The sequence below is a fragment of the Thalassospira lucentensis genome (assembly GCF_050516545.1).
GTDB classification, from domain to species: domain Bacteria; phylum Pseudomonadota; class Alphaproteobacteria; order Rhodospirillales; family Thalassospiraceae; genus Thalassospira; species Thalassospira lucentensis_C.
The window spans coordinates 4,534,154-4,546,434 of record NZ_CP191544.1 but is presented as its reverse complement, the minus strand read 5'-3'; the positions used below and the strand labels follow the sequence as shown (position 1 = coordinate 4,546,434).

Sequence of the window (12,281 nt, the reverse complement as noted above, 5' to 3'; positions counted from 1 at the left end):
ATCAGCCGCGTTCGGATTTTCGCCAAAATGTCATGGCCGTGCAGTCATCACGGGCAAGCCCGACGTTTTTGCGCCAATGATTGTGGATCGGTTTATAGTCGCCTTGCTCCACCCCGGCCCAGCAAAAGACTTGGTGGGTGTCCTTGGGCACGTCAATTGCGCGGATGGCATCCTGAAGCAGGCTATCTTTAACTGCATTCCCACCGTTTTGCCCATCGCGGAATAGCCAAGTGACCTTGACCTGACTGTTGGTGGCAATGTCGATGACATCTGCGGCATTGCCGACTTCAATCACCGCATGGCCCATAACGTGATCCGCAAGCGCATTCAGATAGCGCCCGATGGCAGGCAATGCTGTTTCATCGCCAGCAAACAGGACCCAGTTCGCATCTGGCAATGGATTACCAAGCGGACCTGTCATGGCAACAAGGTCACCTTGCTTGGCATGCAGGGCAAAGGACGAGCCCGGACCATTATCGCCATGGATGACGAAATCAATGTCGACCCAACCGGCCTTGGCATCGATATCGCGGATTGTGTAAACGCGTTGCTCGATGGTGTCATCGCCACCTGGCCAGACCGGCATGCCGTTTTCGGCCAAGGTGGGCCATGTTGGATTTCCCCGATCGCGTGGCGGGATCAAAAGCCTTATATGGATGCTGTCATTGTCATAAGCATCCAGATCAAGCCCATGCAAACGTACCCGACGCATATGCGGTAAAAGATCGGTCACCGTACCCACCGAAAGTTCCCGGAAATTGGGCAGCTTGCCATTGCTTTTGCCAGCCCCCTTCCATCGGCAATCAAAGTCGGCGTCCGGGGCGGCACCCTGGAGCAGGGATATGATTGCGGCCTTCATCTGCACCACGCCGACTTCTGTCGTGGCACCGACTTCGACATCCAGTCCGCCGGTCGCGCTGGTCAGATGGATGTGGCCGATTGAGACCGAAATTCGCGTTGCCCCGTTATCGTCCTGCACGTCGCAGTCATGACTTTTATAATAGTCCGCTGCCTGTTTGATCAGGGCGGCACTTTCGGGAAGTGCGATGCGGGTTCTGGCTGTCAGGATCGGTGTTGGCATTGGGGCCCTCGGAAGGATGCGGATGGTTTTGAACCTTGTGCTTGCATTGATAATAAAAATGATAGGCATTCTCAATAAAATTTATCAGGAATTTGTCGTCTGCGTGCTAGATGTTGGGCTGAATATCAGACACATCCGACCGAGGCGGGCTTCCCGTCTTTGGCCTCCCCACTTTGATCGACCCTTTTGACGTTAAAAGAGACACTCCATGGCTGACAAAATCCGACGTTTAAAATCCGATGAGTTCCCACTTGCCGTTGAATGGGCCGCCCTTGAAGGCTGGAATCCCGGCAAGGATGATGCTGATGTGTTTTTCAATACGGACACCGACGGTTTCTGGGGCGCTTTTGATAAGCAAGGCATGGCTGCGGTGATTTCGTCAGTACAGTACAGCTCGGATTTCGGGTTTGTCGGTTTTTACATTTGCCGCGAAGATCGTCGTGGCACGGGTCTTGGCTATAAGTTATGGCAAACAGCGCTTGAAAACAGCGTTGGTAAAACCATCGGTCTGGATGGTGTTATCGATCAACAGGATAATTACCGCAAATCCGGCTTTAAGTTTGTCCATCGCAATATCCGTTTCGGTGGCGTTGTTGAGGCCAGCAGCCCGGCCCCTGATGATCTTTTCACCCTGCTGATTGATGATATTGCCGTGGTCGATGCATTTGAGCAGACCTGCAATCTGTTTGCCGAAAGCCGGATCGAATTCCTGCGCGGCTGGATTAGCAATGAGAACCATACGGCCATGGCACTCAAAGGGCCGATGGGTCTTCGTGGATACGGTGTTATTCGCCCGTGCAAGGACGGCCATAAAGTCGGCCCGCTGTTTGCGGAGAACAAAGAAGATGCACAGGCCTTGTTTTCTACCCTTTTGCAAAGCCGTAAAGATCAGAGCGGCAAGGTGTATCTTGATGTTCCTGAACCCAATCAGCCGGCCCTTGATTTGGTTAAGCACCACCAGATGACGGCAGAGTTTGAAACTGCGCGCATGTATAAAGGGCCAATTCCGTCGCTTAACCTTGATATGACTTTCGGCATTTCATCATTCGAGCTGGGCTAGGACCATTTGCCCGGATAACAAGACCTTATCCTTACGACGGGGTTGAGAAACGTTGATAATTCTGGCAACAAACACATAGGGTCTGAACCCAATTGAATGTTTAAAATGGCATCAGAACAATCAAGACATGCAAGGAAGTCGCTGCAGCGCGGGGTGTTCCCCGCGCAAGGGGAGTGACGCGGCAGGTCGCAGATTGTCCTGATGTCCTTCGGATCGGAGGAATTTGCACGGGCTATTACGTCGCATCACCTTGCAAGGCAGCGAGCCTTGCTGCGTTAAAGCTCCTGATATCCGCACAAATTCCTCACGACCATTTCAAGCATTCAATTGGGTTCAAACCCTAACGTCAAAGGTATAGCGTCGCCTACCCCAATGCCTTAGTTTTGCAACCTGATGCGCCTTTTTGATCGAGCCATTCGAAACTTTGACGCAGGAAGTTGTCATCAGGTTCTGGAAAACAGGTTGCGGAAACCCAATTTTGTGGAGTGTAGTGAAATACATAATTCCAAGTGCAGCGTTTAAGACTGCCGCGCATTTTGAGCTTCGTCTTATGACAACCTGTTGTCTTATCTCCCGCCGCGTGCCGTTTTGATATTTGGTCAGACCACGCAAAGCAGACCACGTTTTAACGCCGGATACCAAGAACCAACATGGATATAGCTACACTAATTGGGATTATCGCCGGAGCGGGCGTTATCGTCGGCGCCATTCTTATCGGCGGCAACCTTGGCGCCTTTGTCGATGTTCCTTCTATCATGGTTGTGTTTGGCGGTACTGCAGCGGCAACTTTGATCAAGTTCCCCATGCGTGACGTTATCAAGTCGCTCAAGATCGGCATCGGCATCGCTTTTAAAAATCCGAAAGAAGATCCGCTTTCGATTTATGAAAAAGCCATCGAGCTTGCAGGTCTTGTTCGCAAGAACGGTCTTTTGGGTCTTGAAAGTGTCGAAATCGACAACGAAATCATGGCGCGCGGCATTCGCATGTGTGTGGATGGTCACAGCGGCGAAGTCATTCGAAGCTCGATCTCAAGCGAGGTGGAAAAATCCATCCAGAATGACGAGTTGGGCGAATTGATGTTCCGCGGCATTGGCGATACGGCCCCGGCCTTTGGCATGATTGGAACGCTGGTGGGTCTGGTTCAGATGCTTGCCAACCTGTCTGATCCTGATGCGATTGGGCCGGCGATGGCGATTGCCATGCTGACGACATTTTATGGTGCTGTACTCGCCAACCTGATTGCCCTTCCGATTGCCGACAAGCTTGCGCTTAAGGTGGATCGTCTGAAGAATACCAAACAGTTGATTATTGAATCGGTTGTTCAGATTCAGGGCAGCCAAAGCCCGATGGTCATGAAGGAAATCCTTGGGCCCTATCTTCCAGGCGGCGTGCCCCAGGATGAAGAAGGCGACGGAGAATAAACATGACCGTATTTGTCATTTCGGTAGTGGGCTAAGCCCATGGCAAAGAAACCCGCAGCAGGCGCACCGGCATGGATGGCGACATTCGCTGATCTTATGTCGTTGCTGCTTGTTCTGTTTGTTCTGTTGCTGACATTCGCCGAGATGGATGTCATCCGATATAAACAGATCGCGGGATCGGTCAAAGCAGCCTTTGGTTTCTCCAAAGAAGACCAGCTTGCCGGTGTCATCGAACTTGATGGTTCAATCGTCGGAAAATCCCTTAAGGCGCCGACACCTGATAGCCCACGTGTGGTTTCAGAAATCCCGCAGGCGGAAACGCCCAAGGTCGAAAGCCAACAATCAGATACCAGAGAACAGAAAGCCGAGGCGTTGGAAGAAACGCTGAGCACTGTTTTAGAAAATATGGGTATTGAAGATCAGGTCGGGCTGGAACGGATTGATGGCGAAGTTGTCATCAGCTTTCCCAACGAGCTGGCCTTTCCATCCGGCTCATCTGGCATGACCGAAGAATTCGCCGCCGTTCTGAACCGTGTCACACCCGTGATCAACCAGACCGAGGGCGAAGTTCAGGTAGCCGGCCATACCGATAACATCCCGGTATCGTCGTCTTCTCCCTATATATCGAACTGGGATTTGTCAGCTGCACGTGCGACATCGGTTCTGCACTTCATGATTGATCAAAACGGGATTGATCCGACCCGCATGGTCATTCAGGGTTTTGGCGACAGCCGACCGATCACCACCAATGACACCCCGGAAGGCCGGTCCCAGAACCGCCGGGTTGAAATCACTATCGAAATGGTTGAAAGCAACAGCCCGGATGGCACAGGCTCCACCGGTTCCGGACGCCCCGATGATGGTTCGACCGCCAGCGATGATGCACCAAATGACGCCGGTGATGCGAAAGGTGCTGACGAAACCGACGTAAACAGCCAAAATGAGGGCGCTGCACCGGAAAGACGGCGGACATTTAGCATCCCGAGCGCGCAATAACAGACTGTCCACGCGGCAAACCGAGTGAAATTGACTGCGAACCAAGGAAAGTCGCGCATCATGGCGATCAACGAAAACAATAAAAAGACGATCCTGTATGCCGATTACAGTGAGCGAAACATGCTTGCTGCCAATTCAGCAATTGAACCGATGGGATTTTCACAACTTGTCCATTGCGATGACCGCGAGAGAACGGTTGAACTCGTTCATGAGCTTAAACCCGATCTGATTATGATCGGATTGTATCTTGATGGCATGCGCGGCATATCAACCATCCGTGCCATTCGCGATAGCGCAACGGCCAGCGATCGTCATGCCCGTGATGTGCCGGTCCTGTTAGGCGCGCCAAAACTTGACCGGCGCGGTATGCGTGATGCGGTTAATGCCGGAATAGAAGGCATTTTTCGTCAACCCGTTGACCCTAAAAGGCTGCGCAAGATCATTGAAACCGTTCTGGCAAAACCACGGCGCTTTGTGCTTGAAGAGAACTATTTCGGCCCAGCCCGCCCACAAGATCTGGCCAAGATGGGGATATCTGCGCCGGATCAAAACAACGACGCCAGCTCATCAAAAAACGCATCCACTGATGATGCAGAAGCCGTAGCAGAAAACCCCGGTCGCCGCCGACGTGATCACATGATTGTTTCCCCATCTGCACCAACTGCACGGGCAGCATCACCAGAACACCCTGTCTCCACTGCTTTGAGTGCTCACAAGCCAACACCGGCTGCGTCTGCCGCGCCCAAAACCACGCAGAAATCACCGATAAAAGGCGTTGCGGAAAATCTTGAATTGGCGGCAGTCAAACCGCGTTTAAACGGTGCTGGTCAAACATTTGACGATGGCGAATTGGTCGGCGTCCCGACAGCACGCGCAAAAGATAGCCGGGCGCAAAATATCCAAGCCATCAAGTCCGCACGCGAGATTATTGCACCGACGCCGGTCCCTGCCCCCGAAGAACCCGCAGCCGAACCAGAAGAAGAACTTGATACCGAAACTGATGTCGATACCGACGAACTGGTCGAGATTGATCTGCAAGAAGCCCTGATCAGTCACAAGCTTTGGGTCGATACCGGTGGCAAGGAAGGGGCGGTCATGTCGATTGAACATGCCGATCTTAGAGAAGCCGAACTTGAAGGTATTGACCTTAGCCGATGTGGATTGCCCTTTGCCAGTTTCAAACGGGCCAATTGCAAGGATGCGGTGCTGCGTCGCTGTAATCTGATTGCGGCTGATTTTATTGAAAGCAATCTTGCAAATACCAACCTTGCCGCCAGTCGTCTTGCCGGGGCGCGCTTTAACGATGCGATGCTGCGCAATACCGTTTTTCTTGGCTCTGACCTGTCCAATGCAAGTTTTCGGGGGCAGCAACTGGTTAATTGCGATCTGAGCGGGACCAATCTTGCCGGGACTGATTTCCGCGATGCCGATCTTTCAGGAACGCGCGGTCTGTTTGCCGAACAAATCCAGCGTGCGCGTGTGAACGCCAATACCCGCTTGCCGCACAATCTGAAACTGCGCGATTAAACGTAAGTTTCGCCTATCGGCGGCCAAACATCTTTTCGATGTCATGGAGTTTAAGCTCGACATAGGTCGGGCGACCATGATTGCACTGACCCGAATGCGGGGTTGCTTCCATCTGGCGCAGCAATGCGTTCATTTCATCGGCATTCAGTTTACGCCCGGACCGAACCGATCCATGGCAGGCCATGGTCGCGCAGACATACATCAGGCGGTCTTTAAGTGCCATGCCCTGCCCCAGTTCGGCGATTTCATCGGCCATGTCGCGGATCAGCGATGCAACATCGACCTTGCCCAGCATGGCCGGCACTTCGCGGACAACAATCGCACCCGGACCAAACGGTTCAATCACCAATCCCAGTTCGGCGAATTCTTCGGCACGATCGCCAATGCGATCCGCCGATGCTTCGTCTAGTTCGACAACTTCGGGCAACAACAGGCCTTGGCGTTTGACACCACTTTCCGCAAGGTCAGCCTTCATGCGTTCATAGACAATGCGTTCATGGGCGGCATGCTGATCAACAATCACCAGACCATCGCGGGTCTGGGCAATGATATAATTGGCATGCACCTGCCCGCGTGCTGCACCGAGCGGATGATCAACAAATTTGGCATCGTCGGTCATGTCAATGCGGGCAGAGGGTGCCGCGGCGTCATAGCCGCCCGACAGGGCCGCCGCCGCAGCGGCAGCAAACCCGCCATCGCCAGCAGTACCAGACGGCGTTCCGCCAAACTCACGCCCGCGATCAAACAACCCGCCATATCCCGCCTGCGCCCCACCGGGGGCCTGTGCGGCGTAATTGCGTTCGATTGCCGCGTGGCTTGGCGTATTTGCCTGATACTGGCCGATGTTAAAACCACTTCCGCTGCCCGACCGTGATCCCCCCCAATAGGGCAAAGACGGTCCATCGCCTTCGCGGCGCACAGCCCCCAGTGCCATATCGGCAACCGTGGTCGATGCCCGGTGACCGGCACCAGCCAAGGCATGCTTTAGCGCGCCGACAATCAGCCCGCGAACCATGCCCGGATCGCGGAAGCGGACTTCGGTTTTGCCGGGATGAACGTTTACATCAACATCACGCGGGGAAAGTTCGAAAAACAGCGCCAATAATGGATGACGGTCCCGGGCCAGGAAATCCTGATAGGCCCCGCGCACGGCACCTTGCAACAATCGATCCTTAACCGGGCGGCCATTAACGAACAGGAACTGCATTTGCGCGTTGCCACGGTTCAATGTTGGCACCCCGGCATAACCGGTCAGGCGAATGCCTTCGCGTTCGGCTTCGATCTGCAGGGCGTTTTCCTGAAATTCGCGGCCCATAACAGCGCCAAGACGTTTCAGCCGCGCATCAAAGAAATCGCCTTCGCAGGCCGGATAGTTCAGGATTGATTTGTTGTTATCCCCGGTCAGGGTAAAGCCGACATCAGGCCGCGCCATCGCCAGGCGGTCCATGATTTCGCGGGCATACATCTGCTCGGTCCGGGCGGTTTTCAAAAACTTCAACCGGGCCGGTGTGGCATAGAAAAGATCGCGCACTTCAACCCGTGTGCCATGGGGGTGTGCTGCCGGTTCAGGCTCCCCCTTGGTCCCGCCTTCGATCAGAAGGGTCCAGGCATTTTCCGCACCGCGTACCCGACTGGTCAGGCGCATGCGCGAAACCGACCCGATGGATGGCAATGCTTCGCCGCGAAAGCCCATGAAGCCAATATTAAACAGATCACCATCAGGCAGTTTGGAGGTCGCATGACGTTCAACCGCCAAAGACAACTCCTCGGGTGTCATGCCCTTGCCGTCATCCGTGATCGATAGCAGTGTCCGCCCACCATCACGCAGATTGACATCGACCTTGGTTGCCCCGGCATCAAGGGCGTTTTCCACCAGTTCCTTAAGCGCAGCCGCAGGCCGTTCAACCACCTCACCGGCGGCAATCTGATTGATCAGGTTCTGGGGCAGGACGCGCAAAGTCATTTAGCGGGGTGCTCGTGATGTCTGGAGTTTTGATTTTGGTTGAGATGAACCTATCAAAGCACAAAGCGCGGCGAAATGTCTTTCACCGCGCTTTGGAAGATTTAAATCCGATTGGATCAAAAGCCCGCTTAAAAAGCCAGATCACCTTCGGGCTTACCCACCACTGTCACCGTAACATTGGCCGGATCCATCAGATCAGACGCCACCCGGTTAACATCCTCAAGCGTGACCGCGTCAACCAGACTGTTGCGACGATCAAGGAAGTCCATGCCAAGGTCTTCTTTTTGCATCCCGACCAACATGCCAGACAGATTGCCAAGGCTGGTGAAGCGCAACGGAAACGCCCCGGTCAGATAGGATTTGGCGTTATCAAGTTCGTCTTTTGATACGCCTGTCTCCTTCATCTTGGTCCATTCCGTGCTGATCAGTGACAGGCTTTGACCAATCGCATCATTACGGGTAGCCACCCCGCCCATCATCATTTCAGCATGATCCAGATCGGCAAGGTAGCTATAGACACCATAAGCAAGACCACGCTTTTCACGGACTTCTTCGGTCAGGCGCGATGAAAATCCGCCGCCGCCCAAGATGTAATTCATCACATAGGCGGCATAAAAATCAGGGTCGGTGCGTTTGATGCCTTTCTGGCCCCAGATCGCCTGACTTTGCGGAATATCTTGTTGCACGACATCAATGGCACCAAATTTCGGTGTGATGTCGGCAATCGATGGAAGCTTGCTGTTTTCTGGCAGGCTTCCAAAAGCTTCATCCAACAGGGGACCTAGTTCTTGGGCCGAAATATCGCCTGCGACACCGACAATCAGATTGTCTTTGGCAAAGGCGTTGCGGGTGAAGCTTCGAAAATCATTGGCGTTTAAGCCCGCAACCGTTTCAAAGGTTCCGGAAACCGGACGGGCATAAGGATGATCACCAAAGATCGATTTAAAGAAGGTCCGGCTGGCAATATCGCCCGGATCATTTTCCGCCCGTTTAAGGCCCGAGACGATTTGTGATCTGATGCGTTCAATTGCCTCATCATCAAAGCGCGGTTCTGACAGTGCCAAACGCAAAAGATCAATTGCGGTATCGCGTTCACGGGTAAGGGTCGTCAGCGATCCGGAAAAGTCATCGCGCCCGGCATCAAAGGACAGGCTGATGGATCTGTTTTCCATTTCACCGCGGAAGGTCTGACTGTCCATTTCGCCAGCACCTTCGTCAATCAGGCCCGAGACCATATTGGCAAGGCCAAGCTTGCCATCCGGATCGGTTGCCGCACCAGCACCGGTAAAGGCAATATCCATGGTCATAAGCGGGTTCATATGATCTTCGATCAACCATGCCCGAATACCACCATCCGAGATGACTTCCTGAACTTCGACGGCCTGGGCGGAATTGATCAAACCCAAGGTCGCAAAAGAAGCAACGGCAATCCCGGCGATATGTTTTACAAGATGGTTCATATCAATGTACTCCTGCGCCGGTATCAATTGGCAAAGCCGGACCACTTCCCGATACAGGCCCGTCTTTGGGCGGCATCAGCCAACCGGTGACCGATTGTTTGTCATTAAAGACGCGCTTGGCGGCTTCGTTGACCTGATCAACCGTGACAGCAGTTACCCGGTCGGGCCAGCTTTCGACCTGTTCGACCGTTAAGCCAACAGCAAGGGCCTTGCCCAAAACGCGTGCGCCAGCCGATAGGGAATCACGGGCAAAGACCGCACTATCAAGCAGCTTTTGCTTGGCACGGGCCAGTTCATCTTCGGTCACGCCATTGGTAACGATATCGTCTATCTGGGCATCAACCGCCTTTTCAAGATCGGCCAGTTCGACATCATCGCGCGGCACGGCATAGACGCCAAAGCTTGCCAGATCGACTGCAACGGGATCGTAGAACGTCCCGACACTTGATGCGATTGATTGATCAACGACCAATGATTTAAACAACCGGCTGGTGGTGCCTGATCCAATGATCTCGCTCAGCACTTCTAGCGGGGCGGCATCAGCAGCATTTTCGCTGTGATAGGACGGGGCAAGGTAATAACGCGACAGGGACGCCTGTCCGACACGCGGATCATGCATGGTGACCTTACGCGGGGCATGCTGGACCGGTTCTTTGACCCGGTTGCGGGTTAGAACATCACCGCGCGGAATGACGCCGTAATATTTTTCGGCCAAGGGCATCAGTTCATCCATCGTGATATCACCGGCAACAACCAGAATTGCGTTATTGGGCGCATACCATTTGCGATAGAAATCCAGCGCGTCTTCGGTCGAAAGCTGTTCCATTTCGTTCAGCCAGCCAATGATCGAACGACCATAAGGATGGGCCATATAAAGCGATGCCCGCATCTGTTCGCCCAAAAGTGCGCCCGGATTATTGTCAATCCGGGAGCGACGTTCTTCAATGATCACGTCGCGTTCGGGCAGAACAACATCGTCTGACAGTTCAAGGTTGGTCATCCGGTCGGCTTCCATCTTCATGACAAGATCAAGCCGATCCGCTGCGATATTCTGGAAGTAGCCGGTATAGTCCCATGTGGTGAAGGCGTTATCATTGCCGCCATTGCGCGCAACGATCTTGGAAAAGTCCCCCGGGGCAATATCGTTCGTCCCCTTGAACATCAGATGTTCAAGAAAATGGGCAATGCCCGAAACACCCTGTGTTTCATCGGCCGAGCCCACCTTGTACCAGACCATATGTGACACGACGGGTGCACGGTGGTTTTCCACCAGCACGACCTGCATGCCGTTATCAAGGGTTGCTGTCTGCGGACTAAAAACAGCCGCATGGGACAGATTGGGGATCAATGACAGCATGACGGTCGCCACCAAGGCGGCAACGGCACGGTCGCGCATCGACAAAACGGAAAGTCCAGGAATTCTCATTACGTCATCCCATTCCAGATCAGGCATGGTTGGTTGCTTTGATGCCTTTGCCACACCGGCGTCTTTTGACATCGCACAGGAATTTCTTAAGAACCGAATATGACAGAACAAGGGCGCGGAAATTCCGCGCCCTTGTCTGATGTCTTTAAACTGGTGTGCGTTCCATAACGCCAGACGGTCCGCCTAGAAGATATCTTCCAGCCAACCTTTCTGTTTGCGTTCGATCACGGGGGTTTCCCCACCGCCCGAAACACTGTCACCAAGGGCCTGCTGATCACGGATACGCTTTGCTTCAGCCGTTGGATCAACAACCGAATTCACGTCCTGCTTTTCCTGCCAGAACAGCAAATCATCAACGACGCTTTTGCTTTCATTGATGAAGATAGATGTTTCGCGATCAACGGTATTGCGAATTTCCGGATCGGCATATTGCGCACCAGATTGCGACAGCAAGGCAACCTGACCTTTGCTGCGCGATCCTTCGGTAATATCGCGTTTGACCGCATTCGGGTCATCGCCAACCAGGATACGACGGGCCTGATCGGTGGTCGATCCGGTCTGCGGACGCGGCGCACCGGGTTCTGGAACGCGCATGGTGAAATCAGGCGGCAAGCTGAGCGGTGCGCGTGACACGACCTGGAATTCATCCGGGGCCTGTTTGTTCAGGCCAAAGGTTTCACGCGTTGATTCACAACCGGAAACGCCCAGCGCAAGTCCGCCAAGCACCACAATTTTCAAAAGATTGGTCGTTTGTTTCCGGGCCATTTTATGCCTCTTTACCACTCCAGAACCGGGAGAGAGTACCCCGGCCCAAATTCATCTGGTAGATTTTTTACCGCCAAAAAGAGAATCGATCAAGAGCAGCGCCGCCCCAACCGTAATCGCACTATCGGCAATATTGAATACCGGCCAGTGATATCCGGCAATATGCAGATCAATGAAGTCGGTCACAGCCCCGTGGCGCAACCGGTCAACAAGATTACCAATCGCCCCGCCAACAATCAACGCCAGTGCGACCCGAAGCAAACCATCACGGGTGCGCCACATCCAGATCCCGAAGCCAATCGTGATCACGGCCGTAATCGCAATCATGACCCAAGGGGCCTGGCCCTGGAACAATCCGAATGAAACACCCGGATTCCACGCCAGCACAAAATTCATGAACGACGTGACTTCAATCACACGAAATGGATTGGACAGGCCATCAATGGCAAGCGCTTTGGTCCACTGGTCGACCCCAAAAACAATCGCAATGATGGCCAGACCAAAGACAAAGGCACGATGTTTCATCAATACTCTTTCTGACTTGCCGGTATCAGGCCCGCCCGAAGGCAGGCCGATCCCGAA

General features: G+C 53.6%; 10 protein-coding genes. 4 read left to right on the top strand and 6 right to left on the bottom strand.

The genetic code is table 11. The features are described 5' to 3' along the window. Position 1 precedes the first annotated feature (1 nt). Entirely contained in the window at positions 2-1,081 is a 1,080-nt protein-coding gene (locus tag ACQ0MK_RS20750; RefSeq protein WP_430474238.1) for a siderophore-interacting protein, read from the bottom strand. 208 nt (positions 1,082-1,289) lie between these two features. Here ACQ0MK_RS20750 and ACQ0MK_RS20745 point away from each other — a divergent pair, with 208 nt between their 5' ends. The 4 genes from ACQ0MK_RS20745 (at position 1,290) to ACQ0MK_RS20730 (ending at position 6,085) form a co-directional block, all read left to right on the top strand. Further along, complete coding sequence (locus ACQ0MK_RS20745; protein ID WP_430474237.1) at positions 1,290-2,141, top strand: GNAT family N-acetyltransferase; 852 nt, start codon at positions 1,290-1,292, stop codon at positions 2,139-2,141. 650 nt (positions 2,142-2,791) lie between these two features. Beyond that, positions 2,792-3,562, top strand: a complete 771-nt coding sequence (locus tag ACQ0MK_RS20740; protein WP_430474236.1) for a MotA/TolQ/ExbB proton channel family protein — start codon at positions 2,792-2,794, stop codon at positions 3,560-3,562. 39 nt (positions 3,563-3,601) lie between these two features. Beyond that, entirely contained in the window at positions 3,602-4,558 is a 957-nt protein-coding gene (locus tag ACQ0MK_RS20735; protein ID WP_430474235.1) for an OmpA family protein, read from the top strand. 60 nt (positions 4,559-4,618) lie between these two features. Beyond that, entirely contained in the window at positions 4,619-6,085 is a 1,467-nt protein-coding gene (locus tag ACQ0MK_RS20730; RefSeq protein ID WP_430474234.1) for a pentapeptide repeat-containing protein, read from the top strand. Between the two features lie 13 nt (positions 6,086-6,098). Here the strand turns inward: ACQ0MK_RS20730 and mutL are convergent, their stop codons facing one another. From mutL to lspA, 5 genes are all read right to left on the bottom strand, one after another. After that, positions 6,099-8,048 (bottom strand): DNA mismatch repair endonuclease MutL, encoded by a 1,950-nt coding sequence (gene mutL / locus ACQ0MK_RS20725; protein ID WP_430474233.1) that lies wholly within the window; start codon positions 8,046-8,048, stop codon positions 6,099-6,101. Positions 8,049-8,176: 128 nt separating this feature from the next. Next, complete coding sequence (locus ACQ0MK_RS20720) at positions 8,177-9,508, bottom strand: M16 family metallopeptidase (protein WP_430474232.1); 1,332 nt, start codon at positions 9,506-9,508, stop codon at positions 8,177-8,179. Position 9,509: 1 nt separating this feature from the next. Then, a complete protein-coding gene (locus tag ACQ0MK_RS20715) occupies positions 9,510-10,934 on the bottom strand; it encodes a M16 family metallopeptidase (RefSeq protein ID WP_430476056.1) in 1,425 nt (474 codons plus the stop codon). A gap of 183 nt (positions 10,935-11,117) precedes the next feature. Further along, entirely contained in the window at positions 11,118-11,699 is a 582-nt protein-coding gene (locus tag ACQ0MK_RS20710) for a DUF3035 domain-containing protein (RefSeq protein WP_430474231.1), read from the bottom strand. 51 nt (positions 11,700-11,750) lie between these two features. Continuing rightward, on the bottom strand, positions 11,751-12,224 hold the full coding sequence (gene lspA, locus ACQ0MK_RS20705; RefSeq protein WP_430474230.1) for a signal peptidase II: 474 nt from the start codon (positions 12,222-12,224) through the stop codon (positions 11,751-11,753). Positions 12,225-12,281 lie beyond the last annotated feature (57 nt).